Genomic DNA, 23,596 nt, shown 5'->3' with positions numbered 1-23,596 from the left:
TTCCCTCAAAGCGTGGCCGCAAGCGCGCGCAGGCGTTCGGTGGCCTGGACCACGATGCCGCCGATGACTTCCTCGCAGGAATCGAGCCGGCCGATCAGCGCGGCCACCTGGCCGGCGGACATCACGCCCTCGTCGGGCCGGCCCTCGACCATCGAGCGCTGCAGCAGCATCGGCGCGTTCGCCGCCATCACGGTCTGCGCCAGACCGCCGGCATCGTCGCGCAGGCCCTGCCACAGCACCTTGAGCGCATGCGCGCTGGTCATGCCGGTCCGTGCCTTCCACTGCAGCGCCAGCTGCAGCGCGATGCGCAGGCGCTTGAACGGCGAGGCGTGCTGCAGCATCGCCAGGTATTCGTTGGGGATCATGCGCTGCGGCATGCCGTCCACGAGAGGGGAGACGGCGATCTGCTCGGCGTCGTTCGCCGCGAGGTAGCGCGCCAGGGTGGCCTCGGGCACGCCGGAGTCGCGCGTCATCAGGAAGCGCGTACCCATCGCGATTCCCTGCGCGCCGTAGGCCAGCGCGGCGAGCAGGCCGCGGCCATCGTAGAAGCCACCGGCGGCGACCACCGGCACCTGCACCGCATCGACCACCTGCGGCAGCAGCACCGTGGTCGGCACGCCACCGGTGTGGCCGCCGCCCTCGCCGCCCTGCACGGTGACCACGTTGGCGCCCAGCGCGATCGCCTTATGCGCGTGCTTGAGCGCGCCCACGGTGGGCATGCAGACGATGCCGGCGTCGCGCAACCGGCCGATCACCTGCCTGTCCGGCCCGCGGCCGTAGCTGACCGCGCGCAGCCGGTGCTTCACCGCCAGGTCGAGCAACTGCTGCGCATTGGGCTGGAACATGTGGAAGTTCAGGCCGAACGGCTTGTCGCCGGTGAGTTCCTTGACGCGCAGGATCTCGGCCTCGATGCGCTCGGCGGGGATCGTCACGCCGGCGAGGAAACCGAAACCGCCCGCGTTGCAGGTGGCGGCCACCAGCGATGCGCCTGCCACCCAGCCCATCGCGGTCTGCACCACCGGCACTTCGCAGCCAAGCAGGTCGCACAGCGGCGTGTGCAGCGCCCCGCTCACGGCTGCTCCTGCTTGTTGGCCGCGACCATCGACTTCACGTCGTGTCCGCCCAGCGCACCGGCGCCCAGCACCTGGCTGTGCGCGTGGGCGAAGTGGTGGTAGCCGAAGGCCAGGTCCATCGCGCTGCGCAGGCCCTGCATTTCCTCGATGCGGTTGACCACGGTCTTGGCCAGCGCCAGGCCCAGCCGCGGCTGCGTGGCGATCTTCGCCGCCATCGCGTAGACCGCGGATTCCAGCTCTTCGCGCGGCACCACGCGGTTGACCATGCCCAGTTGCTCGGCGCGGGCAGCGCCCATGCGCTCGCCGAGGAACAGGAACTCCTTGGCAATGCGCGGATTGAGCTCGTGCACGTGGGCGAAATACTCCACACCGGGGATGCCCATGCGCACCACCGGGTCCTGGAAGAACGCGTCCACGCTGGCCACGATCAGATCGCAGACCCAGGCCAGCATCAGGCCACCGGCGACGCAGGCGCCGTGCACCATCGCGATGGTCGGCTTGGGCAGCTCGTGCCAGCGCCGACACATGCCGAGGTATACCTCCTGCTCGCGCGCGAACAGCTGTTCGGCGCCGGGCTTGTTGGTGTGGTCCCACCACAGCGACACGCGCTCGAACGGCTTGTCGATGTCGCGCCCCGGTGTGCCGATGTCGTGGCCGGCGGAAAAATGCCTGCCGGCGCCGCGCAGCACCACCACCTTCACCGCATCGTCGTCCACCGCACGGCGGAACGCGGCGTCCAGCGCATAGGTCATCTGCGAGTTCTGCGCGTTGTGAAACGCCGGCCGGTTCATGGTGACGGTGGCGATGCCGTCGCGCACCTCGTACAGCACGGGGCTGTCGGTCTCGTAGACCGTGCGGTCCTCGCGCCGCACGAAGCCATCACCGGGGTCGTTGGCGCCGGCCACCTCAGCCTCCCAGCGCGCCGACGCGCAGGTGGTGCGGGTCGAAGCGCTCCAGCAGCGCCAGTTGCGCGGGCGTGGGAGCGGGGGTGACCGCCACTGCGCCGGGGATGTGCAGCGGGAAGCCGGTGGCGTCCTGCACCTGCTGCGGCGTCACGCCCGGATGCACGGCGACGAGGCGCACCTGATGGTTCGGTCCGCCGAAGTCGAGGACGGCGAGGTTGCTGAAGATGTAGCGAATGTCGATCTCGTCCAGGCTCCAGCCGCGCGCCAGCCGCTCGGGCCGGTAGCCCACCGAGGCCACCATGTCGACTTCGCCGGCGACGAAGACCTTGGGGCTGTGCTGCGGCACGAAGAAGGAGTTCGCGTGGCTGATCGAGTTGCCGGGAAAGCCGCGCACGCCAAGCATCATCACCTTCGGCCTGGCGTAGTCGTCGCCGATCATCGAGATGTTGGCCTGGCCCCAGCGATCGACCTGGGTCGGTCCTACCATCGCGTGGCGCTTGCCACCCCAGACGTTGTCGAAGATGCGCGCGAAGCCCATCGCGCTCTCGCGCCTGGCCCGGTAGTCGCCGCGCGGGCCCACCGGCACCGGTTCGCGCACCATGAAGGCCTCGGAGTCGGTCATCATCAGGTCGCGGTTGATCGAGGCCATGCACAGCGAGGCCGCCAGCCTCGGCACGATGCCGATGCCGGTGGCCAGCACCTCGCCATCGTCCTGCCAGGCCTGCGCCGCGGCGCAGATCACCCGATCGACCAGGGTTGCCTCGGTCATCGTCGTACTCCTCAGAACACCGGCAACGGCAGCGCACGCACCGCGGCCTCGCCGCCCACGCGCGCGAGGTATTCCTGCTCGGTGCAGGCCACGTAACGCTCGAAATACCGCTGCCAGCCGTCCGGTTCCCTGGCGCCGGCGGCGTATTCCTTGAAATGCCCGACGTCGAAACCGTACAGCGGCGCGCAGGAGCTGGGATGGGCGCCGCACGGCGCATGCACCACGCCGCTGGTGTCGGCGCGGTCCCAGTGCACGTAGCGCGCCTCTTCGCCTTCCTCGAACACACTGCCGTCGACAAGCTCGTCGCAGCTCACGTAGGTCTTCTCCGCGGCGCGCACGAACAGGTCGTCCATGTACAGGTCCGGGCCCTTCACCTGGCACACGCCACGCGCGTCGGCACGATCCACGTGCACCAGCGCGGCGTCCAGCGGCAGCGCCGGCATGGCTACCCACTGCCGTGCGTCGTAGGGCGAATCGACCAGCTTGATCCCCGGGTTGACCTTCAGCACGTCGGTGCCCAGCCCCACCCGCGTGGGAATGAAGGGCACGCGCATGCCGGCCGCCTTGAGGCCCAGCAGCAGCATGCCCTCGTCGATCTCCATCGTCTCGATCGCGCCGCGCTGGCGCGCGGCGCGGAAGTACGGTTCCAGCGGGATGAAGTCCAGCGAGACGAAGGCGAACACCAGCTTCTTCACCTTGCCCGCCGCGCACAGCATGCCGACGTCGGCGCCGCCATAGGCGACCACGGTGATCTCTTTCAGCGGGCTGCGCAGGATCTCGCGCACCAGCGCCATAGGCTTGCGCCGCGGGCCCCAGCCGCCGATGCCGATGGTCATGCCCTCGCGCAGTTGCGCGACGACGTCGGCGGAAGTCATGCGCTTGTCGGCCATCTCAGCCTGCCTTCTTCTGCGCGATGGTGAAGTCGTGGCCCCAAAGGCTCACCCGGGTGAACTCGTGCACCACGTGGCGGTTCCAGTCGACCACCGCGCCGCCGTAACCGTATTCGATGTCGAAATTCGACGGGCAGCGCATGTAGAACGAGGTCATGCGGTCGTTGGTGTGCTGGCCCAGCGTCGCGGTCTGGGTCACCTCGTGCGCGAGCATGCGGTCCAGCGCGCGGCCCACCTCGGCCATGTCGGCGACTTCCACCATCGCGTGCACGCAACCCGACTCCACCGGGAATGCCGCCAGCGCGAGGCTGTGGTGGCGGCCGTTGCCGCAGTGCAGGAAATGGATCGGCAGCACGACGCCTTCGGTGCCCGGCGGCCGGAAGTTGAAGATGTCGGAAAGGCCGAAACCCATCACCTCCTTCGTGAAGGCCACGGTCGGCGCGAACGCGGGTGCGGGCAGCACCACGTGGCCCATGCCGATCTCGCCGGTGACGAAACGCGCCACGCCGGCCGGCGAGGCGAAGTGGGCGAAGTCGGACTGGAAGCCCCAGACCACCTCGTGGCGGTTGCCCGAAGGGTCCTGGAAGCTCACGGCCTGCTGCACGCGGCGGCGCGCGCAGAACGCAGCATCCTCGACATGGTGCGCGACACCGGCGTCGCGCAGCACCTGCAGCGCCTGCTCGAAACCGGCCTGGTCCAGCGTCTCCCAGCCCGAGGCGACGTAGCGGTCGCGCGCTCCAGGCTCGACCGCGAAGCGGAACTGCCGCTCGTCCATGCGCACGTACAGGCCGCCACCGGGGGCCGCCGCCGCCATCATGCCGAGCACGTCCTCGGCGTAGCTCTTCCAGCGCGCCAGATCGGTGGTTTCGGCCACCACGTAGGCGAGCCCGCTGAGGTTCATCATGGCCATGCGTCTCCCGGGCAAAGCCGCCCTGTCGCGATGGTCAGATTCTGCGGTTGCTGCCCTGCAACAGCATCGTCCGATAAGACTAACGGTGGTGGCTACTCCACCACCGCGTCGCTGAATTGCGTGGGCGCGCCCAGCGTGGCGCGGAAGGAAGGCGGCCGCTTGCCGTCGATGTCGACCACGCCCAGCTCGCGGGCCAGCTCGGCGCCCACCAGCACCCGGCCGGAACGCGCCATCAGGCCCGGATCGCGGGCCAGCGCGTCGATCACGCGGCCGGGGAATTCGGGGCTTTCGGACTGTTCCAGCAGGCCCGCGTAGGACACGTCGCCAGCACCCAGCACGGCCAGCGTGCGCTCGGTGCGCAGGATGCCCATCCACAACGCTACCGCCGCCACGCGATGCGGCCGCAACTCGTGCGCCATATCGTGCGCCATCTTGTCCACCGCCGCCTTGCCGGCGCCGTAGGCGGGTCCGTGCATGTAGCAGCGTGCGCCGAACGAGGAAGTGTTGACGATCAGCCCTTCGCCATTGGCCACGAGCAGCGGCGCCGCATGCCAGCTCGCCACGTAGGTCGAGCGCAGGCCCACGTCGAGCAGGCTCTGCAGGTCCAGCGGCTTCTCCCAGAACGGCCCGTGCGCCACCAGCGCGTCCGGGATGGCGATGGCATTGTTGACCAGGACGTCGAGCCGGCCGTGCTCGGCGCGCACGCGCTCGAACAGAGCCGCCACCTGGGTGTCGTCGGCGTGGTCGCAGTCCACCGCCACGCCCGTGCCGCCGCGTGCCGCGACGGCATCGGCCGTAGACTGCACCGTGCCGGGCAGGGGCGCGTCGCCCTCGCGGCGGCTGCGCCCGGTGACGTAGACGGTGGTGCCGGGGCGAGCCAGCGCCAGTGCGATGCCCTTGCCCGCGCCGCGACTGGCACCGGTCACCACGATCACGCGATTGCCATTCAATGCCATGGCTGGCCTCCGTAGTGCCGTTGCGGGCAGGGTTTCAGGCGCGGCCAACCACCCTGGCGGCCACCGCCGGTGCGGCCAGTTCCAGCACCAGGGTCGAGGTGATGACGGAGCAGGTCGCACAGATCCGCCAGCGGCCGTTCGCGCCGGACACCGGCACCGCGTCCGCAGGAAACGTGGCGGCCGGCATGGCGTGCGCTCAGGCCGCAAACGGCGGGTAGTCGGTGTAACCGGCCGCGCCGGGCGTGTACAGCGTGCGGCGGTCGAATTTCGCCAGCGACCGACCCCCGCCGAGACGCTGTACCAGATCCGGGTTGGCGACGAAATGGCGGGCGAAGGACACTGCCACGCCGGTGCCGGCGGCGATCGCCGCCGCGGCCTCCTCGGCGTCGAAACCGTCGTTGAGGATGAGGTTGCCGCCGTACTCGCGCCGCGCCAGTGCGATGGCGTCGATGCCGACACCGGCGCCGGGCGAGCGCATCACGTGGAGGTAGGCCAGCCCGAGCGGAGCGGCCTTGCGCATCAGCTCGGCGTGGCTGGCCGCGGAATCCTCGTCGTGGATGTCGTTGAAGCTGTTGCCGGGGCACAGCCGCAGACCGACGCGCCCCGGTCCGATTTCCTGCGCCATCGCGGCGAGACATTCATACGCGAAGCGCGCGCGGTTGGCGACCGGGCCGCCGTACTCGTCGTCGCGGCGGTTGCTGCCGGTGCTGAGGAACTGGATCGGCAGGTAACCGCTGGTGCCGTGCAGTTCCACCCCGTCGAAGCCGGCCTCGCGCGCGCGGCGCGCGGCCTGCGCATGCTCGCGTACCACCTCGCGCACCTCGGTGGTGCCCAGCGCACGCGGTGCGTCGAACGGCTGCATGCCGGCGGCGTCGGTGTAGACCTCGCCAGCCGCCTGGATCGCACTCGGGCCGACGGTCTCCACGCCGGCGGGCTTGATCGCGCGGCTGCCGATGCGGCCACCGTGCATCACCTGCAGCACGATCAGGCCGCCGCGCGCGTGCACGGCATCGGTCACCCGCCGCCACCCCGCGACGTGCGCCGCGGTCTCGATGCCGGGTTGGCGGCAGTAGGCCTGCCCGATGACGCTGGGCCAGGTGCCTTCGGCCACGATCAGTCCGGCTCCGGCGCGCTGGGCGTAGTACTCGGCCATCAACGCATTCGGCGTGCCGTCGGCATCGGCGCGATTGCGCGTCATCGGCGCCATCACGATGCGGTTGGCGAGGCCGAGTTCGCCGAGCTGCACGGGCTGTAGCAGGGGTTCGTGCATCGCGCCTCCGTCAGCGCACGCGGATCTTCGGCGCCGGCGTGCCGCGACGCATGCCGGCGAGAAACTGCTCCAGTGGCGCGGGCGCGGCGACCTGGGGCAGCGCGTCCTTGTCGGGACGCGCGGCCCAGAATTCGCGCCAGCTCGGGAACAGTTCGTGGAAGCTGCCGGGGTAGGGTTCGCGCCCTGGCCAGCGCATCTTCATGTCGCCCACCGGCGGCTTGTTGAGGTCGCTCGCATACCAGTAGCACGGCAGGCGGCGGCGGAAATACCAGCGGCCCTCGATGCGCTCGTAGTCGTCCCAGTACAGCATCTGCATGATGACCCATTCGGCGCCGCACTCGTGCTCGTTCTTGGAATACACCACGCCGGTGGCGTGGTCGGCGTCAACGAACTCGATGATGTGCTGGCCGAGGTGGTGCGAGGTGCCGGTGAACTGGTCGCGCAGGGTCGAATCCTGCCAGGCCTTGAAATGCGCGCGGCCGACCTTGTCGCGGCCGACGCGGATGTCGGGCGCGAACAGGTTGACGTGGGCGTCCATGTCGCGCATGTCCAGCGACAGCGAATACTTGCCGGCGAGCTGGCGGATCGCGTCCAGCGATTCCAGCCGGTCGACACGCTGCTCGAGCGTGGCCGGCCAGCTCATGATTGCGGCAGGGCGGTCACCAGCACCGCGGCGCGTCCTCCGTCGACCGGCAGCGCGGCGCCGGTGACGTAGGAGGCCTCGTCGCTGGCGAGGAACAGGATCGCGCTGGCCAGCTCCTCGGCCCTGCCCACGCGCTGTAGCGGGATGATCGCCTCGGTGCCCTTGCGGGTGGCCGCGTCGGCCAGCATGCCGGCGGTGGCCGGGGTCTCGATGATCGCGGGGATTACCACGTTGACGCGGATGTTCGACGCGGCGCCCTCGACCGCCGCCGCGCGGCTGAAGTTGATGATCGCGGCCTTGGCCGCCGAGTAGCCCGACATCATCGCGGTGCCCAGCGTGCCGCAGATCGAGCTGAGGTTGACGATCGCCCCGCCACGTCCCTGCATCAGCTTCATCGCGGTGCGCGTACCCCAGAACGTGCCGTCCACCGAGGTGGTGAAGTTTGCGTGCCAGGTGGCGGTATCCATGTCGGCCAGTGCTCCCCAGGTGTAGGCGGCCGCATTGTTGACCAGGATGTCGAGCCGACCGTGCTTCTTCGCCGCCGCCTCGATCGCGCCGACGATCTGCGCCTCCACGCCTACATCGGCTACCACCGCCTCGGCTTTGCCGCCGGCGGCGATGATCTCGGCCGCTACCTGGTCCAGCGGCTCCTTGCGGCGGCCGCAGATCACTACGGTCGCGCCCTCGGCGGCGAAGCGCCGCGCGGTGGCCGCGCCGATGCCCATGCTCGCGCCGGTGACGAACGCGATCTTGCCCTTCAATCTTTCGCTCATGTCCGGCTCCTCAGAGGAAGGCGCTGCCGCCGTTGACGGCGAGGTTCTGGCCGGTGACGAAACCGGCGTCGTCGCTGGCGAGGAACAGCGCGGCGCGCGCGATGTCCTCCGGCTCGGCCATGCGCCCCATCGGCACGCCGGCAATGATCGCCTTGGCCCATTCCTCGGGGATGCCCTGCATCATCGGCGTGTTGGTCGGCCCCGGTACCAGGGTGTTGACGCGGATGCCCTGCGGCGCAAGCTCCTTCGCCATGCAGCGGGTGAGCCCCATCAGCGCGGCCTTGGCGGCGCAATAGTGCGCCGGCCCGTCACCGGACACCGCCGACACGCTGGAGGTGTTGACGATGGCTCCCTTGATGCCCTGCGCCTGCATGATGCGCACCGCCGCGCGTGCGCAGTAGAACGCGCCGGTGAGGTCGACGCCGATCACGCGCGCCCAGGTCTCATCGGGGATGTCGGCGAACTTGTCCACCGAACCGATGCCCGCGTTGTTCACCAGCACGTCGACGCGGCCGAACTTCTTCACCACCGCCTCGAAGGCCGTGTTCACCGCGACGCTGTCGGCGATGTTCGCGTCCAGTGCAAGGCCGTCGGCACCCACCGTCTCCTGCGCCGCGGCGAGGTTGACGTCCAGCGCCACCACGCGCGCACCCTCCGCCGCGAACAGCCGGGCGATCGCACGCCCCATGCCCTGCCCTGCACCGGTGACCACGGCCACCTTGTCTTTCAGTCGCATGTGTACATTCTCCAGTTCCAATGAGGGGGGTCAGGCGCGCTTCGCGTCGCGCACCTTGGCCATGGTCAGCGCGGTGTCCTCGATCATGTCCTCCTGGCCGCCGACCATCTTGCGCTTGCCCAGCTCGACCAGGATGTCGCGGGAGGACAGCCCGTACTTCTCGGCGGCGCGCCTGGCGAACAGCAGGAAACTGCCGTACACGCCGGCGTAGCCGATGGTGATGGCGTCGCGACCGGCGCGCACCGGGAAATCCATGATCGGCAGCACCAGGTCGTCGGCGACGTCCTGGATTTTCCACAGGTCCACGCCGGTCTCGATGCCCAGGCGATCGCACACCGCCACTAAGATTTCCATCGGCGTGTTGCCGGCGCCGGCGCCCAGGCCCGTCGTTGCGGCATCGATGCGGTTCGCCCCGGCCTCGACCGCGGCGAGGCTGTTGGCGATACCCATCGCCAGGTTGTGGTGGCCGTGGAAGCCGAGCTCGGTCTCCGGCTTGAGCGCCGTACGCACTGCGGCGATCCGCACGCGCACGTCATCGGGCAGCATGTAGCCGGCCGAGTCGGTGACGTAGATGCAGTTGGCGCCGTAGCTCTCCATCAGCCTGGCCTGCCCCGCCAGCCCCTCGGGGCTGTTCATGTGCGCCATCATCATGAAACCCACGGCGTCCATGTCGTGCTTGCGCGCCATCTTGAGGTGCTGCTCGCTGACGTCGGCCTCGGTGCAGTGCGTGGCCACGCGGATGCTGTGCACGCCGAGGTCCCTGGCCATCAGCAGGTGGTCCACCGTGCCGATGCCCGGCAGCAGCAGGGCCGACACCTTGGCCCGCTTCAGCAGCGGGATCACCGCGCCGAGGTATTCCTCGTCGCTGGCCGCGGGGAAGCCGTAGTTGACGCTGGCGCCGCCCAGGCCGTCGCCGTGGGTGACCTCGATCAGTGGCACGCCGGCCTCGTCCAGACCGGTGGCGATGGATTTCATCTGTTCGATGGTGATCTGGTGCCGTTTCGGATGCATGCCGTCGCGCAGCGTCATGTCGTGCAGCGTGATCTTCCTGCCGCTCAGGTTCATCGCAGCCTCCTTCAAGCCGCGCTCGGGGTGGGGACGAAGCTGCCGGCGAGCATTTCCGCGGCGAACATCTCGGCGGTGCGCGCGGCGGCCGCGGTCATGATGTCGAGGTTGCCGGCGTACCTGGGCAGGTAGTCGCCCAGGCCTTCGACCTCCATCCAGATCGTGACGCGGTTGTCGTCGATCACCGGGCCGTTGACCAGCTTGTAGCCGGGCACGTACTTCTGCACCTCGGCGATCATCGCGTGCACCGAAGCCTCGATCTCGGCGGCCTTCGGCGGATCCACGGTGAGGCAATGCACGGTATCGCGCATGATCAACGGCGGCTCGGCCGGGTTGATGATGACGATGGCCTTGCCCTTCCTCGCGCCGCCGACCTTCTCCACCGCGCTGGCGGTGGTGCGGGTGAACTCGTCGATGTTCTTGCGCGTGCCCGGGCCCACCGAACGACTGGACACGGTGGCGACGATCTCGCCGTAGGCCACCGGCTGCACGCGGCTCACCGCGGCCACCAGCGGCACCGTGGCCTGGCCGCCGCAGGTGACCATGTTGACGTTCATCTCGCGCTGGCCGACGTGCGCCTGCAGGTTCACCGGCGGCACGCAGTACGGCCCGATCGCGGCCGGCGTGAGATCGATCATCAGCACGCCCAGCGCGTTGAGCTTGCGGCTGTTCTCGGCATGCACGTAGGCGCTGGTGGCGTCGAAGGCGATCTGCACGCCGTCGGCCGCGACGTGCGGCAGCAGGCCGTCCACGCCCTCGGCGGTGGTCTTGAGGCCCAGCTCCTGCGCGCGCTTGAGCCCGTCGCTGGCCGGGTCGATGCCCACCATCCACACCGGTTCGAGCACGGCGCTGCGCTGCAGCTTCATCAGCAGGTCGGTGCCGATGTTGCCGGGTCCGATCACGGCGCACTTGATCTTCTTGCCCATCATTCCAACCTCGTCAGTCAATCGGCAAACGCGATCGAGCAGCCACCCAGGCCCTCGATGCGCATGGCGAAGCGGTCGCCCGCCGCCGCCGGCACCAGCGGCGCGAGCGAGCCTGACAGGATCGTCTCGCCGGCCTTGAACGGGATGCCATACGCACCCAGCGTGTTGGCCAGCCACGCGACGGCCTCGGCTGGGTGGCCCTGCACCGCGCTGCCCAGCCCGGCGCCACAGGGCACGCCGTTCTTTTCCATCGTCATCGGCACCGCGGCGAGATCGAGCGCGCGCGGATCGATGCGCTGCTGCCCGACCACGAACACGCCGCAGGAGGCGTTGTCGGCGACCGTGTCCTGGATGCGGATCTTCCAGTCGGCGATGCGCGAATCGACGATCTCGAAGCACGGCGCGACATAATCGGTGGCCGCCAGCACGTCGTCGCGCGTCACACCTGGCCCCTTGAGGTCGCGCTTCAGCACGAACGCGATCTCGCCTTCGGCGCGCGGCTGGATCAGCCCGGCCTGCGCGAGGCTCACGCTCGCGCCGTCGGCGACGCGCATGGTGTCGGTCAGGAAACCGAAGTCGGGCTGGAACACGCCGAGCATGTCCTGCACGGCTTTCGAGGTGACACCGATCTTCTTGCCGATCACGCGCTCGCCCGCGGCCTCGCGACGGCGCAGGAAATGCAGCGAGACACGGTAGGCGTCGTCGATGGTGATGCCGGGGTGGCGCATGGCGAGCGGCGCCAGCGTGCGCCGCGCACGTAGCGCGGCGAACAACTCGTCGCCGAGCTGCGCGACCAGGGCATCGTGCATGGGCTCAGCCATGGTGCAGGAAATCCATGCACAGCCGGTTGAACAGTTCGCGGTACTCGACCTGCACCCAGTGGCCGCAGTGGCTCACGATCTCCACCCGCGCATGCGGCACGCCCTGCGCGATCTTCATGGCGCCGCCGACCGGGTTGAACTTGTCGTCCGCCCCCCAGATGCAGAACACCGGGCAGCGCAGCTCGCCGAGGCGGACCGTCATGTTGGGCACCTTGAGGATCGAGCGTGCGGCCTTGGTCTGCAGCGCCGCCAGCGGTGCTCGCTCGTGGATGGTGGCCTCGTCCAGCTGCGAGGGGTCGTACAGCATCGCGTGGAAGATCTCGCGCAAGGCCTCCTCGCCGACCTTGCCCGACTTGTACACCGCGAACATGTGCGCCATGCCGGGCATCGCGAGGTAGGTGTCGATGTCCTCGACGCCGCCGGGGCCGAGCAGCACCAGCTTGTCCACGTCCTGCGGGTGCGCCAGCGCGTAGCCGAGCGCCACTGCGCCACCCAGCGAATTGCCGACCAGCGACACCCGTTCCAGCCCGAGCGCATCCACCAGGCCCTTGACGCCGGCCACGAAGAAATCGAGGTCGTACTGCGCGATGTCGGGCTTGCTCGACAGGCCGTAGCCGAGCAGATCCGGCACGACGACGCGATACCCCGCGTCGGCGAACACCGGATAGTTGGTCTTGAAATTGCTGTAGCCGCTCGCGCCGGCCCCCGCGCCGTGCAGGAACACCAGGGCCTCCCTGGCGTCGCGCGGCCCCGCCTCGTGGTAGTGCATGCGCTGCGGCGAGCCGGCCACCGGCGCGATATCGACGTAGTGGCCAACGGGGATGGCGGTAACCTTGCTCATGGCGTAGCGGCCTGGTCGATCGGCGATGTCGTCGATGATCCCGCCGGCCGCCCGGACGGGCATCGTCTGGACAGACTACGCAGCGGGCGTATCGTCCGCCGGCCGCGCGGCCCACAGCTTGGGCAGGCCGGGATCGGTCACTGCGATCAGGCGCTTGAGCAGGTTGCGCAGGCCCACCGACTCCATCGGGTCGAGCCGCTCGAGCGCGTCGGCCTCCACCGCCTTGGCCGCGGCCAGCACATGCAGGATCGCATCGCGCCCGCACGCACCAAGGCGCCAGCCGTCGCCGCCCGCATCGTCGAGCAACCCGCGCGCGCGCAGCGCGTGCAGCGCGACCACACCAATGTCCACGCCGGTGTAGGCGATGTGCGCGGCGATCTCGGTGCCGTTCAGCGGCTGGCGCACGCTGAGCAGCGAGAGCACGAAGAAATCCGCATCGCTGAGCCCATGTTCGTCCAGCGCGCGGCGGAAGCCGGCCATGAACTGGTAGTGGGCGCGCCCCAGCAGGTAGCCCAGCAGGTTTTCCGAATAGATCGCATCGGGCTGCTCGGCCTCGGTGGCGACCGCGCCGGCCTTGCGCGCGGCCAGCGCGTAGCCGCCGGTGACGTAGAGCAGTGGCGGGCTGGGCGTGCGGTCGTAGTCGATCACCTCGCCCACGAAGATCACGTGGTCGCCGCCCTCGTACTGGAACGCGGCGCGGCACTGGAAGCGCGCGCTGCAGCCGGGGATCAGCGGCGCGTCCGAGGCACCGGCGTCGAGCGCCATGCCGCCGAACTTGTCCTCGCCGGCGCGCGCGAAGCGGTTGGAGAGGGGCTCCTGGTCGTTGGCCAGCACATGCACGTTCCAGTGGCCGGCCCGGGCGAACACCGCCAGGCTGCGCGCGTTCTTCGCCAGGCTCCACAACACCATCGGCGGATCCAGCGATACCGAATTGAAGCTGTTGGCGGTGATGCCCACCGGCGCACCGTCCCCGGCGCGCGCGGTGACGATGGTCACGCCGGTGGCGAAGGCGCCCAGCGCCTGGCGGAAATCCCGGGGGTCGAAAGCGGCGGTGCCGGTCATGTGATCTCCCTCGTCGTGCGTCCAGCTTGCCCGCCTGCGCCGGCGCCGTAATCCCCCACTCGGACTAGCGTCCGGGTCGCCTCCACGTTAGTCCGAAAAGACGATGATGGCGCAGGACGCTGCTGCAACCATCGGAGCCATCCATCGAAGCCCAAGGATCGCCCGATGAGCGTGCAAACCCCACAAGCCACGGCCGACTGGCTGACGCCCGAAGCTCTTGCCCTGGTCGAACGCGCCCGCGCACTGGTGCCGCGCCTCGCCGAGCGTGCGGCACAGGCCGAAGCCGACGGCAAGGTGCCCGGGGAAACCGTGCGCGACCTGGAGCAGGCCGGCCTGCTGCGCGTGCTGCAGCCCAGACGCTGGGGCGGCCACGAAATGGATCCGCGGGTGTTCTACTCGATCCAGATGGCGCTGGCCGAAGGCTGCATGTCCACCGCCTGGATCTACGGCGTGATGGGCGTGCACTTCTGGCAACTGTCGCTGTTTCCGGAACAGGCGCAGCAGGAGGTATGGGGCAAGGATCCGTCCACCCGCATCGCCTCCACCTACATGCCGGTGGGCAAGGCCGAGGCGGTCGAGGGAGGCTACCGCTTCTCCGGCCACTGGGGCTTCTCCAGCGGCTGCGATCACGCCGACTGGGTCTTCCTCGGCGGCCTGCTGCCGAAGAAGGACGGCTCGGGCGCCCTGGAGCACTGCACCTTCCTGCTGCCCAAGGCGGATTTCCGTATCGTCAGGAACTGGGACGTGCTGGGCCTGCGCGCCACCGGCAGCCACGACATCGTGGTCGAGAACGCCTTCGTGCCCGAGCACCGTACCCAGCGCACCAATGACTACACCGACGAAGGCTGCCCCGGCCGCGCGCTCAACCCGGGCTGGCTGTATCGCATTCCGTTCATCCAGGTGTTCCAGCGCGCCGTCTCCACCTCGTGCATCGGCGCGCTGGACGGTGCGATAGCGCATTTCCGCGAACGCTCGAAGGCGCATATCGGCAAGCACGGCGGCAAGACGGCGGAAGACGTCAACGCCCAGCTCGCAGTGACCGAGGCGATGATGGCCGCGGACGCGCTGCGCCTGGTGCTGCTGCGCAACTACGAGCCGATCATCGAGCATGCCAGGTCCGGCACGCGAATGGAGGTCGAGGGCCGCCTGCTGCAGCGCGCGCAATCGGCGAGCGTGCCCAAGGTCTGCGCCCGCCACGTGGACGAACTGCTGCGCGCCTGCGCGGGTTCCGGCCTGTACAAGAACAACCCGATCGAGCGCTTCTGCCGCGATATCTTCCAGGCGCGCGGGCACATCGCCAACAACGCCGACGCCTACGCGCGTGCCCACGGCGCCGTGATGCTGGGCCTGCCCAACACCGATCCGTTCGTCTGACATGGACGCCACCGCCAACGAAACGGACCTGATCGTCGTCGGCTCGGGCGCCGGCGGCCTGCTCGCCGCCGTGCGCGCCGCCGACGCGGGGCTGTCGGTGCTGGTGGTCGAGAAGGCCGCCCGGCTCGGCGGCACCTCGGCGCTGTCGGGCGGTGGCATCTGGATCCCGTGCAACCACGACCAGGCCAAGGCCGGGGTCCAGGACTCGTTCGAAGACGCCTATACCTATGTGCGCACCTGCGCACGCGGGCTCTCCAGCGACGAACGCATACTCGCGTACCTCGAATCGGCGCCACGGTTGGCCGATTACCTCGCGGAAATCGGCGTGCCTTACCGTTGCATACCGTTGTATGCCGATTACTACCAGGCCTTGCCCGGTTCACGCCCCGGCGGGCGTTCGATGGATCCCGTGGACTTCAACGCCGCGCGGCTCGGGCTGGAGGCACTTGGCCAGATCCAGCCATCGGACCAGTTGATCATGGGCCGGATGAGCATCAACGCTTTCGATGCGCGCATCCTGCTCTCGAAGGAACGCGGCGCGAATTGGGTGCTGGTACGGTTGATGCTGCGCTATTTCCTCGACTACCCGTGGCGCTTCAAGACCCGCCGTGACCGCTGGCTGACCGGCGGGCAGGCCCTGATCGGCGGACTGTACGCCGCGCTGCGCCAGCGCGAGGTGCCGGTGTGGACCAGCACGCGGATGCATGAACTCGTGGTGGAAAATGGCCGCGTCACGGGCATTGTCGCCGAGCGCAATGGTGGCAACGTGACCGTGCAGGCGCGGCGTGCGGTGTTGCTGGCCGCCGGTGGTTTCGAACGCAACCAGGCCATGCGCGAGCGATACCTGCCCAAGCCCACCGACGCCCACTGGACCGCGACGCCTGAAGACGGCAACACGGGCGACACGATCCAGGCGGCGGCAAGCGTGGGCGCCGCGCTGCACCTGATGGAACACACCTGGGGCGCGCCGACCTACCGGATCCCCGGCGTCAAGCGCTACCGACCAGTCTTCGTCGAGCGCTCGATGCCGGGCTGCATGGTAGTCAACGCACAGGGCAAGCGCTTCCTCGACGAATCCGGCCCCTATCCCGAGTTCCAGCAGGCGATGTTCGCGGACCACGCGGCCCACGGTGGCGCGATCCCGGCCTGGATCGTGTTCGACGCCGACTTCCGCGCCAAGTACCCGATGGGCCCGCTGATGCCGTCCAGCGTGATGCCAGACACGCGGGTCCGCGCCAACTGGTGGAACACCCTGGTCTGGAAGGGTGAAAGCATTGAACAACTGGCGCAGGCGATCGGCGTCGACGCCGCAGGGCTCGCGGCCAGCGCCGCACGCATGACCGAATTCGCACGCACTGGCAAGGACCTGGATTTCGATCGCGGCGGCAACGCGTTCGACCGCTATTACGGCGACGTCAACGTTAAGCCCAACCCCAACCTCGCACCGATCGCCAGGGGGCCGTTCTACGCGATGAAGCTGTGGCCCGGCGACATCGGCACCAAGGGCGGCCTGCTGACCGACCGCGACGCCCGCGTGCTCGACGCGCAGGGCCATGCCATCGAAGGCCTGTACTGCGTGGGTAACAACAGCGCCTCGGTGATGGGCCCGGCCTACCCCGGCGCCGGCTCCACCCTGGGTCCGGCGATGACCTTCGCCTACCGCGCGGTGGCGCATCTCGCGGGGCAGCCGCTGGCGTTGGAACACACCGATCTGCTGCGCGAGGCAACCCCAGGCGCATGAGCCGCACCGACGCACCCTCGACGCCCGGTCCTGCGACACGCGACGCCACGCCGCGGGTGGGCAAGTTCTCGACCGTCACGCCGATCGAACCGGTCCTGGAAGTATCCAGCGCCGACGAACTGGTGTGGAGCGACGGCGCCGACGTACTGGTGATCGGATGGGGCGCCGCCGGCGCCTGCGCCGCGATCGAGGCGCGGGCGGCGGGCGCCTCCGTGCTGGTGATCGACCGCTTCGGCGGCGGCGGCGCGAGCGCGCTGTCGGGCGGGGTGGTCTACGCCGGCGGCGGTACGGAGCACCAGCGCGCGGCCGGCTTCAGCGACACGCCGCAGGCGATGGCCGACTATCTGCGGCATGAGGCCGGCAGCGTCGTGAGTGACGCCACGCTGGCGCGCTTCTGCGCGGACAGCGTGGCCAACCTCGAATGGCTCGAAGCCCTGGGCGTCCGCTTCGGCTCGACCGTCCCGCAGCACAAGACCTCCTACCCGCCGGACGGCATCTTCCTCTATTACTCCGGCAACGAACTGGTGCCGGCGTATCGTGGCGCGGCGGTACCCGCACCACGCGGCCATCGTGCCGTGTCCAGGGGCCAGAGCGGCACGGCACTCTATGCCGCCTTGCAGGACGCCACGCGGCGCAGCGACGCGAAGACGCTGACCCAGGCCGCGGTGCGGCGGCTGGTGCGCGAAAAAAACGTCGATGGCGCGCCCGGGCGCCTGCTCGGCGTCGAGGTGTGGACCCTGCCGGAAGGCGACGCCCGCAGCCACCGCCACGCCGAACTCGACGCACGCATCGCCAAGTGGCGGCTGTACCAGCCCGGCAAGGCCGAGCGGGCGCGCCGCGAGCAGGCCGCGATCGAGCAAGCCATCGCCACGCCGCATTACCTCCGCGCCACCCGCGCCATCGTGCTCGCGACCGGCGGCTACATCTATAACCCGCAACTCATCGCCAGCCATGCACCGCATTACCGGACCGGCTGGCCGATCGGCGCCGCGGGCTGCGACGGCAGCGGCCTGCGGCTCGGCCAGAGCGTCGGCGGCGCCACGCAGGCGCTGGACAACGTCTCGGGCTGGCGTTTCATCACGCCGCCGTATGCCTGGCCCAGGGGCCTCGTGGTCAACGCGCGCGGCGAGCGTTTCTGCAATGAGCAGGTCTACGGCGCCAAGCTCGGATACGAGATGGTCGAGCACCAGGGCGGTAAAGCCTGGCTGATCCTCGACGCGCGCCTGCGCCGGCAGGCGATCAAGGAATGCCTGTTCGGCCGGCTGTGGGCCTTCCAGTCGTTGCCGGCCATGCTGCTGATGCTGACCGGCGCCAGGAAGGCTGCGACGATCGATGCGCTGGCCGGCAAGATCGGCGCCGACGCGAACACGCTGCGCGCCAGCGTGGCCGCCGCCAACGCGGCCGCGCGCGGCGAGGGCGACGACCCGTTCGGCAAGTCCGCCGACATGCGCCAGGCCTGCGAGCATGCGCCCTACTACGCGCTCGACATCTCGATCGACGCCAGGAACTTTCCGATGGCCACGCTGACCCTCGGCGGGCTCAGGGTGGACGAAGCCGATGGTCACGTGCTCGACGGGCACGGGCGTATCATCCCGCGGCTGTTTGCCGCCGGGCGCAGCGCGATCGGCCTCCCCTCGTCGCACTATGTCAGCGGCCTGTCGCTGGCCGATTGCATCTTTTCCGGCAGGCGCGCAGGACGCGCCGCCGCAGGCGAGCACAGTGAGGCATGACATGAGCGGACGCTTCGACGGCAAGGTTGCGCTGGTCACCGGCGGCGCCAGCGGCGTGGGGCAGGAAACCGCCCGGCTGCTCGCGCGCAAAGGCGCGCGGGTGGCGATCGGCGACATCGGTGACGAGGCCGGCCAGGCGCTGGCCGCCGGGATCAACGCCGCATCGGGGGGCGAACGCGCGATCTACCTGCACCACGACGTCGCCAGCGAATCCGACTGGGCCGCGGCCATCGCCGCCGTGCGGCAGCGCCTCGGCCCGCTCGACATCCTGATCAACAACGCCGGCATCCTGCTCGCCGGCGACATCGAGCAGGCCACGCTCGCGCAGTTCCAGAAGATCATGCACGTCAACGCCGAGTCCTGCTTCCTCGGTTGCCAGCACGGTGTGCGCGCGATGCGCGAGCGCGGTGGTGCGATCGTCAACATGGCCTCGGTGTCCTCGTGGCTGCCGGTGGACGGCTACCCCGCCTACAGCGCGTCGAAAGCGGCGGTCGCCGCCATCACCCGCTCCACCGCGCTGCACTGCCGGCGCAAGGGCTACGATATCCGCATCAACTCGCTGCACCCCGACGGCATCTGGACGCCGATGATGCAGGCCTCGCTGCCGCCCGGCGTGCCGCCGCAGGCGGTGCAGTTCGATCCGCAGGCGAACCCGCGTGGGCGCGCGCTCAAAGCCGTTGACGTCGCGCGCGCACTGCTGTTCCTCGCCAGCGACGACGCGGCGGCGATCAGCGGCGCCGAGATCCACGCCGACCGTGCGATTCACGGTCTGGGGCTGTAAGCCGTGGCCGCACCGACCGACCCGCGTTACCACCCGCTGCGCGTGCGCGCGGTGATGGAGGAAACCGATGACGCGAAATCGCTGGTGTTCGACGTGCCGGCCGAGCTGGCCGCCGCGTTCGCCTACAAGCCGGGGCAGTTCCTCACCCTGCGCCTGCCGGTGCAGGGCCGCCACGTGCGCCGCTGCTACTCCATGTCCAGCGCGCCGGCGGTGGACGACGCGCCGCGCGTCACCATCAAGCGGGTCGCGCAAGGGCTGGGCTCCAACTGGGTCTGCGACCACCTCAAGGCCGGCGACACAGTCGAGGTGCTGCCGCCTTCCGGCGCGTTCACGCCGCGCGCGGGGCTGGGCGGCGACTTCCTGCTGCTGGCCGGCGGCAGCGGCATCACGCCGGTGTTCTCCATCCTGCGCTCGGCGCTGCACCTGGGCGAAGGGCGCATCACGTTGCTGTACATGAACCGCGACGAGCGCTCGATCATCTTCCGCAAGGAACTGATGACGCTGGCAGCCGCGCATCCCACCCGGCTGCAGGTGATCCACTGGCTGGACTCGGTGCAGGGCGTGCCCACGCTGGCCCAACTCGCCGAACTCGCCAAGCCATTCGCCGGCGGCCAGGCCTTCATCTGCGGCCCCGGCCCGTTCATGGACGCCGCGGTCGCCGCGCTCGAGGCGATCGAGATGCCGTCCGAGCGCATCCACGTCGAGCGCTTCGCCTCGCTGCCCGACGAGGAGGACGCCGCGGAACTCAACGCCGCCGCGGCCGCCGCGGCGCCGGCGCCGGCCATCGCAGAGGCCGCGATCGAGATCATGCTGGACGGCACGGTGCACCACATCACCTGCCGCGGCGATCAGGCCATCCTCGACGCCGCGCTCGCCGCCGGAATCGACGCGCCGCACTCCTGCCAGGCCGGCATGTGCGCCTCCTGCATATGCCAGTTGGTCGAGGGCAGCGTCTACCTGCGCCACAACGAGGTGCTGGACAAGAAGGATCTGGCCAAGGCCTGGACGCTGTCCTGCCAAGCCCTGCCCACCAGCCCGCAGGTGCGGGTGAAGTACCCCTGACAAAGCGATCCCGTGAGCGACTACCCCAGCCACCTGCCCCGTACTCTGCCCGCGGTCGTCCAGGCCGCCGCCGCGCGCTGGCCGGAGCGTGCAGCCATCGTCGACGGCGCGCAGCGCATCAGCTATGCGCAACTCGCCCGCGACAGCGAGCGCGCAGCCGCCGCGCTGATCGCGCTGGGCGTCGAGGCCGGCGACCGGGTGGCGATCTGGGCGCCCAACATCCACGAGTGGATCGTCGCCACCTGCGGCATCCACGCCGCCGGCGCGGTGATGGTGCCGATCAACACGCGCATGAAGGGCGACGAGGCGGCCGACGTGCTGGCGCGCGGCGGCGCACGCGTACTGCTGTGCATCGGCGACTTCCTCGGCCTGCACTATCCCGCCCTGCTGGACGGCGGCCTGCGTCCGGCCACGCTGGAGCACGTGGTGGTAGTGCGCGGCACGGCCAGGGACGGCGAGCTGGCCTGGGCCGAATTCCTCGCGCTGGCCGGAACCGTGCCTACCGCCCGCGTGCGTGAGCGCTGCGCGGCCCTCGGCCCCGACAGCGTGTCCGACATCCTGTTCACCTCCGGCACCACCGGGCGGCCGAAAGGCGTGATGGCCACGCACGGCGCGGCGATCCGCGCGTTCACTGCGTGGAGCGAGGCGGTAGGCCTGGACGAAGGCGACCGCTACCTCGTCATCAACCCGTTCTTCCATTCCTTCGGCTACAAGGCCGGCTGGCTGGCCGCCTTCCTGCGCGGCGCCACGGTATACCCCTGCGCGGTGTTCGACGTCGATGCGGTATTGGAGATGATCCAGCGCGAGCGCATCAGCTTCCTGCCCGGCCCGCCTACCCTGTTCCTCAGCATGCTGGCGCACCCGCGACTCGCAGACTTCGACATCTCCTCACTGCGGGGCGCCGTCACCGGCTCGGCCACGGTGCCGCCGATCCTGATCACCCGCATGCGCGAAGAACTGGGCATCGCGCACGTCATCACCGCCTACGGCCTCACCGAATGCGGCGGCTGCGCCACCGTGTGCGACCCCGACGACGACGCGGAAACGGTGGCGCGCACCTGCGGCCACGCCCTGCCCGGCACAGAGATACGCTGCGTGGATGCCCAGAACCGCACGCTCGCGCCCGGCGAGAGCGGCGAGGTGCTGCTTCGCGGCTACCACGTGATGCGTGGCTACTTCGAGGATGAGGCGGCCACGCGCCTGGCGATCGACGAGGATGGCTGGCTGCACACCGGCGACGTGGGCACGCTCGATGCGCGCGGCTACCTGCGCATCACCGATCGCCTGAAGGACATGTTCATCGTCGGCGGCTTCAACTGCTACCCGGCCGAGATCGAACGCGTGCTCGCCGAACATCCCGCGATTGCCCATGTGGCGGTGATCGGCGTGCCGGATTCGCGGATGGGCGAGGTCGGTTGCGCCTGCGTGGTGCTGCGTGCCGGCGCCGCGCTGAGCCAGGACGAGATGGTTTCGTGGTCGCGCGCACGCATGGCCAACTACAAGGTGCCGCGCCATCTGCGCGTGTTCGACGCGCTGCCAATGAACGCCAGCAACAAGGTACTGAAGCCCGAGCTGGTGGCGCGTATACGTGCCTCGCTCGCGGCCGCATACTGAGGCAGTCAGACAACCGTCGCCCTCGCTCAGCGGCACAACGCGCGTGTCGGCACGACTGGTCCGTGCGCGCGCGTTGGCCGCGACACGGTTGCGAGGTCGCGGAGCGGGCACACCGACTGGCTGCAGCCAGCTGGCGACATGGGCCCCCTCTGCTATTTCGCGGGCTGTGACGCCCGATCCAGCTGGAGCCGGAGCTTGACCATGTGCTCGGCGTAGACCAGCGCATCCTGGGCCGGCAGCGGCGCCTTGACGCGCTCGCCGTAGACCGCCAGCGAACCGCGCAGCACGGCCGCATCGTCCGGCGCCGCCAGCCAGGCCCAGTCGGCCAGGTTGCAGGCCAGCGCGGGATTGTCAGCCGCCAGCGCCTGGGCCCGCGCAACCAGCTTGTCCACGCCGCCCGCCAGCGCGGCCAGTTCATGCGCCTGCTCGGCCATCGGTGCCGGCGCATAGTCGGAGGGAATGTCGTTCCACCAGCCGCTGTACTCGCGGACCGCCATGGCGGCGATGTCGCGCGGCTTGTCGTACAGCAGGCGGGCGTCGTCCAGCCTGGCCAGTGCGGGCGGCAACGCGGCGTGGTCGATGATGAGATCCTTGCGCTCTCCACGGTTGAGGCCGTCCAGCACCTGGCGGGTCAAGCTCTCCAGCATCTCCGCCTGCGCGCTCAGGCGCGCCTGGATCTGCGCCTCATCGGTGAGTGCCGGCCCGTGCCCGGGCAGCACGCGGGCCGGATGCAGGGCCGCCATCGCGTGCAACGCCTTCGCCCAGTCCAGCGGATAGCGCTGGCGGCGCTTGCCATTGCCGGCATTGGGCAGGAAGCCACCCTGGAAGTAGTCGGCCGAGACCACGATGCGCCGGCCGGGCACCCACACCCAGAGTTGACCCTCGGTTTCGCCATCAGCATTCGTCAACACGAAATCCTCGCCGCCGATATGCAGGGTCAGCTTGTCGTGGAAGGTCTGGGTGGGGCGCACGACGTCGGCCCAGCCATGCGGCACCACCACCTGCTGGTCGTTGCGCGCCAGCTCGCCATAAGTGAGGAAATCGCGCTCCATCTCGCGCACGAACAGATCCGTCGTCACTACGCGCGGCGGGTGCGCTCCCTGCATCAGGGCCCAGGCACCTGGCGCATGGTCGGGATGATGGTGGGTAAGGATGATCGTGTTGACCGGCTTGTCGCTGAGCTTCTTCAGTGCATCGGCCAGCGCCGGGCCTGCCGGCGCGTAGCCGGAATCCACCAGCACCAAGCCGGCGTCGGTCTCGAACACCGTCACGTTCACGAACGGGAAGCGCAGCAGCCAGGTGCGCGGCCCCTCCGGCTCGATCTTCAGCATCCTGCGTGCATCGGCGATGGCCTTCGCATCCGTGCGGCTGTACATGTGGTTGGCGATTTCCATCGAGAAGTCATCGCCACTGAAGCTGCCGCCGCGCATGATCGACTGCAGCAACTGCGGATTGGCCCGGAACACCTCGGCCCTGGCCGCCGCCACCTGCGTGGCATTACCCGCCAGCGCCTGCGCGGATCCCGGCAAGTCCGCCGCCATGGCGGCCTCGCTGGAAAACGACAAGGCGAACGTGGCGAGCAGGATGAGGCGGCACAGGTACTGATGCACGAACACGGTCATGTTTCCTCCAATAGCCACGTTGGCAAGGCACC

23 protein-coding genes are annotated in these 23,596 nt (G+C 69.6%); 6 read left to right on the top strand and 17 right to left on the bottom strand.

Features of this window, described 5'->3' with window-relative positions; genetic code table 11:
- Positions 1 to 5: 5 nt before the first annotated feature.
- The 16 genes from AC1Q5A_RS09865 to AC1Q5A_RS09790 form a co-directional block, all read right to left on the bottom strand.
- Positions 6 to 1,073 carry an NAD(P)H-dependent flavin oxidoreductase gene (locus AC1Q5A_RS09865; RefSeq protein WP_492700538.1) on the bottom strand — a complete coding sequence of 356 codons (1,068 nt, stop codon included), beginning with the start codon at positions 1,071 to 1,073 and terminating at the stop codon, positions 6 to 8.
- On the bottom strand, positions 1,070 to 1,978 hold the full coding sequence (locus tag AC1Q5A_RS09860) for an enoyl-CoA hydratase (protein ID WP_492700537.1): 909 nt from the start codon (positions 1,976 to 1,978) through the stop codon (positions 1,070 to 1,072). Before AC1Q5A_RS09860 ends, AC1Q5A_RS09865 begins: the two co-directional genes overlap by 4 nt.
- 1 nt (position 1,979) lies before the next feature.
- On the bottom strand, positions 1,980 to 2,747 hold the full coding sequence (locus tag AC1Q5A_RS09855; RefSeq protein WP_492700536.1) for a CoA-transferase subunit beta: 768 nt from the start codon (positions 2,745 to 2,747) through the stop codon (positions 1,980 to 1,982).
- Positions 2,748 to 2,758: 11 nt separating this feature from the next.
- Positions 2,759 to 3,637 (bottom strand): CoA transferase subunit A, encoded by an 879-nt coding sequence (locus tag AC1Q5A_RS09850; RefSeq protein WP_492700535.1) that lies wholly within the window; start codon positions 3,635 to 3,637, stop codon positions 2,759 to 2,761.
- 1 nt (position 3,638) lies between these two features.
- A complete protein-coding gene (locus AC1Q5A_RS09845) occupies positions 3,639 to 4,547 on the bottom strand; it encodes a VOC family protein (protein ID WP_492700534.1) in 909 nt (302 codons plus the stop codon).
- Between the two features lie 92 nt (positions 4,548 to 4,639).
- Positions 4,640 to 5,503, bottom strand: a complete 864-nt coding sequence (locus AC1Q5A_RS09840; protein WP_492700533.1) for an SDR family NAD(P)-dependent oxidoreductase — start codon at positions 5,501 to 5,503, stop codon at positions 4,640 to 4,642.
- A 34-nt stretch (positions 5,504 to 5,537) separates the two neighbouring features.
- Complete coding sequence (locus AC1Q5A_RS09835; protein WP_492700532.1) at positions 5,538 to 5,690, bottom strand: hypothetical protein; 153 nt, start codon at positions 5,688 to 5,690, stop codon at positions 5,538 to 5,540.
- A 9-nt stretch (positions 5,691 to 5,699) separates the two neighbouring features.
- Complete coding sequence (locus AC1Q5A_RS09830) at positions 5,700 to 6,773, bottom strand: alkene reductase (protein WP_492700531.1); 1,074 nt, start codon at positions 6,771 to 6,773, stop codon at positions 5,700 to 5,702.
- 10 nt (positions 6,774 to 6,783) lie between these two features.
- Positions 6,784 to 7,416: a nuclear transport factor 2 family protein gene (locus AC1Q5A_RS09825; RefSeq protein WP_492700530.1), complete on the bottom strand. Its 633-nt coding sequence runs from the start codon at positions 7,414 to 7,416 to the stop codon at positions 6,784 to 6,786.
- Positions 7,413 to 8,189 (bottom strand): SDR family NAD(P)-dependent oxidoreductase, encoded by a 777-nt coding sequence (locus AC1Q5A_RS09820; RefSeq protein ID WP_492700529.1) that lies wholly within the window; start codon positions 8,187 to 8,189, stop codon positions 7,413 to 7,415. Before AC1Q5A_RS09820 ends, AC1Q5A_RS09825 begins: the two co-directional genes overlap by 4 nt.
- A gap of 10 nt (positions 8,190 to 8,199) precedes the next feature.
- Positions 8,200 to 8,925 carry an SDR family NAD(P)-dependent oxidoreductase gene (locus tag AC1Q5A_RS09815; protein WP_492700528.1) on the bottom strand — a complete coding sequence of 242 codons (726 nt, stop codon included), beginning with the start codon at positions 8,923 to 8,925 and terminating at the stop codon, positions 8,200 to 8,202.
- A gap of 30 nt (positions 8,926 to 8,955) precedes the next feature.
- A complete protein-coding gene (gene dmpG / locus AC1Q5A_RS09810) occupies positions 8,956 to 9,990 on the bottom strand; it encodes a 4-hydroxy-2-oxovalerate aldolase (RefSeq protein ID WP_492700527.1) in 1,035 nt (344 codons plus the stop codon).
- A gap of 11 nt (positions 9,991 to 10,001) precedes the next feature.
- Positions 10,002 to 10,919 carry an acetaldehyde dehydrogenase (acetylating) gene (locus AC1Q5A_RS09805; protein ID WP_492700526.1) on the bottom strand — a complete coding sequence of 306 codons (918 nt, stop codon included), beginning with the start codon at positions 10,917 to 10,919 and terminating at the stop codon, positions 10,002 to 10,004.
- A 14-nt stretch (positions 10,920 to 10,933) separates the two neighbouring features.
- The gene (locus AC1Q5A_RS09800) at positions 10,934 to 11,737 is read right to left on the bottom strand and encodes a fumarylacetoacetate hydrolase family protein (RefSeq protein WP_492700525.1); all 804 of its coding nucleotides are present in this window, start codon (positions 11,735 to 11,737) and stop codon (positions 10,934 to 10,936) included.
- The gene (locus tag AC1Q5A_RS09795; protein ID WP_492700524.1) at positions 11,730 to 12,578 is read right to left on the bottom strand and encodes an alpha/beta fold hydrolase; all 849 of its coding nucleotides are present in this window, start codon (positions 12,576 to 12,578) and stop codon (positions 11,730 to 11,732) included. The genes AC1Q5A_RS09800 and AC1Q5A_RS09795 overlap by 8 nt, the downstream gene beginning before the upstream one ends.
- A gap of 75 nt (positions 12,579 to 12,653) precedes the next feature.
- Positions 12,654 to 13,640 (bottom strand): flavin reductase, encoded by a 987-nt coding sequence (locus tag AC1Q5A_RS09790; protein WP_492700523.1) that lies wholly within the window; start codon positions 13,638 to 13,640, stop codon positions 12,654 to 12,656.
- Positions 13,641 to 13,805: 165 nt separating this feature from the next.
- Between AC1Q5A_RS09790 and AC1Q5A_RS09785 the strand changes: the two genes are divergently transcribed.
- From AC1Q5A_RS09785 to AC1Q5A_RS09760, 6 genes are read left to right on the top strand one after another with little or no spacing between them, the layout of a single operon-like run.
- Positions 13,806 to 15,014: an acyl-CoA dehydrogenase family protein gene (locus AC1Q5A_RS09785; RefSeq protein WP_492700522.1), complete on the top strand. Its 1,209-nt coding sequence runs from the start codon at positions 13,806 to 13,808 to the stop codon at positions 15,012 to 15,014.
- 1 nt (position 15,015) lies between these two features.
- Positions 15,016 to 16,755, top strand: coding sequence for an FAD-dependent oxidoreductase (locus AC1Q5A_RS09780; RefSeq protein WP_492700521.1), 1,740 nt, complete (start codon positions 15,016 to 15,018; stop codon positions 16,753 to 16,755).
- Positions 16,752 to 18,485, top strand: coding sequence for an FAD-binding protein (locus AC1Q5A_RS09775; RefSeq protein WP_492700520.1), 1,734 nt, complete (start codon positions 16,752 to 16,754; stop codon positions 18,483 to 18,485). Before AC1Q5A_RS09780 ends, AC1Q5A_RS09775 begins: the two co-directional genes overlap by 4 nt.
- Before the next feature lies 1 nt (position 18,486).
- A complete protein-coding gene (locus tag AC1Q5A_RS09770; RefSeq protein ID WP_492700519.1) occupies positions 18,487 to 19,266 on the top strand; it encodes an SDR family oxidoreductase in 780 nt (259 codons plus the stop codon).
- A gap of 3 nt (positions 19,267 to 19,269) precedes the next feature.
- Positions 19,270 to 20,328, top strand: a complete 1,059-nt coding sequence (locus AC1Q5A_RS09765) for a 2Fe-2S iron-sulfur cluster-binding protein (RefSeq protein WP_492700518.1) — start codon at positions 19,270 to 19,272, stop codon at positions 20,326 to 20,328.
- Positions 20,329 to 20,340: 12 nt separating this feature from the next.
- On the top strand, positions 20,341 to 21,942 hold the full coding sequence (locus tag AC1Q5A_RS09760) for a FadD3 family acyl-CoA ligase (protein ID WP_492700517.1): 1,602 nt from the start codon (positions 20,341 to 20,343) through the stop codon (positions 21,940 to 21,942).
- Between the two features lie 152 nt (positions 21,943 to 22,094).
- Here the strand turns inward: AC1Q5A_RS09760 and AC1Q5A_RS09755 are convergent, their stop codons facing one another.
- Positions 22,095 to 23,564: an MBL fold metallo-hydrolase gene (locus AC1Q5A_RS09755; protein ID WP_492700516.1), complete on the bottom strand. Its 1,470-nt coding sequence runs from the start codon at positions 23,562 to 23,564 to the stop codon at positions 22,095 to 22,097.
- Positions 23,565 to 23,596 lie beyond the last annotated feature (32 nt).

The organism is Rhodanobacter sp. GW835-FHT13D09 (assembly GCF_058793995.1).
This window is presented reverse-complemented; position numbering and strand designations above follow the sequence as displayed.

Coding starts and splice junctions, on each gene's coding strand:
- AC1Q5A_RS09800 (WP_492700525.1), bottom strand. CDS start 11,737: ATGGCTGAGCCCATGCACGATGCCCTGGTCGCGCAGCTCGGCGACGAG.
- dmpG (WP_492700527.1), bottom strand. CDS start 9,990: ATGAACCTGAGCGGCAGGAAGATCACGCTGCACGACATGACGCTGCGC.
- AC1Q5A_RS09825 (WP_492700530.1), bottom strand. CDS start 7,416: ATGAGCTGGCCGGCCACGCTCGAGCAGCGTGTCGACCGGCTGGAATCG.
- AC1Q5A_RS09770 (WP_492700519.1), top strand. CDS start 18,487: ATGAGCGGACGCTTCGACGGCAAGGTTGCGCTGGTCACCGGCGGCGCC.
- AC1Q5A_RS09840 (WP_492700533.1), bottom strand. CDS start 5,503: ATGGCATTGAATGGCAATCGCGTGATCGTGGTGACCGGTGCCAGTCGC.
- AC1Q5A_RS09790 (WP_492700523.1), bottom strand. CDS start 13,640: ATGACCGGCACCGCCGCTTTCGACCCCCGGGATTTCCGCCAGGCGCTG.
- AC1Q5A_RS09755 (WP_492700516.1), bottom strand. CDS start 23,564: ATGACCGTGTTCGTGCATCAGTACCTGTGCCGCCTCATCCTGCTCGCC.
- AC1Q5A_RS09785 (WP_492700522.1), top strand. CDS start 13,806: ATGAGCGTGCAAACCCCACAAGCCACGGCCGACTGGCTGACGCCCGAA.
- AC1Q5A_RS09775 (WP_492700520.1), top strand. CDS start 16,752: ATGAGCCGCACCGACGCACCCTCGACGCCCGGTCCTGCGACACGCGAC.
- AC1Q5A_RS09815 (WP_492700528.1), bottom strand. CDS start 8,925: ATGCGACTGAAAGACAAGGTGGCCGTGGTCACCGGTGCAGGGCAGGGC.
- AC1Q5A_RS09780 (WP_492700521.1), top strand. CDS start 15,016: ATGGACGCCACCGCCAACGAAACGGACCTGATCGTCGTCGGCTCGGGC.
- AC1Q5A_RS09795 (WP_492700524.1), bottom strand. CDS start 12,578: ATGAGCAAGGTTACCGCCATCCCCGTTGGCCACTACGTCGATATCGCG.
- AC1Q5A_RS09820 (WP_492700529.1), bottom strand. CDS start 8,189: ATGAGCGAAAGATTGAAGGGCAAGATCGCGTTCGTCACCGGCGCGAGC.
- AC1Q5A_RS09835 (WP_492700532.1), bottom strand. CDS start 5,690: ATGCCGGCCGCCACGTTTCCTGCGGACGCGGTGCCGGTGTCCGGCGCG.
- AC1Q5A_RS09850 (WP_492700535.1), bottom strand. CDS start 3,637: ATGGCCGACAAGCGCATGACTTCCGCCGACGTCGTCGCGCAACTGCGC.
- AC1Q5A_RS09845 (WP_492700534.1), bottom strand. CDS start 4,547: ATGGCCATGATGAACCTCAGCGGGCTCGCCTACGTGGTGGCCGAAACC.
- AC1Q5A_RS09830 (WP_492700531.1), bottom strand. CDS start 6,773: ATGCACGAACCCCTGCTACAGCCCGTGCAGCTCGGCGAACTCGGCCTC.
- AC1Q5A_RS09855 (WP_492700536.1), bottom strand. CDS start 2,747: ATGACCGAGGCAACCCTGGTCGATCGGGTGATCTGCGCCGCGGCGCAG.
- AC1Q5A_RS09805 (WP_492700526.1), bottom strand. CDS start 10,919: ATGATGGGCAAGAAGATCAAGTGCGCCGTGATCGGACCCGGCAACATC.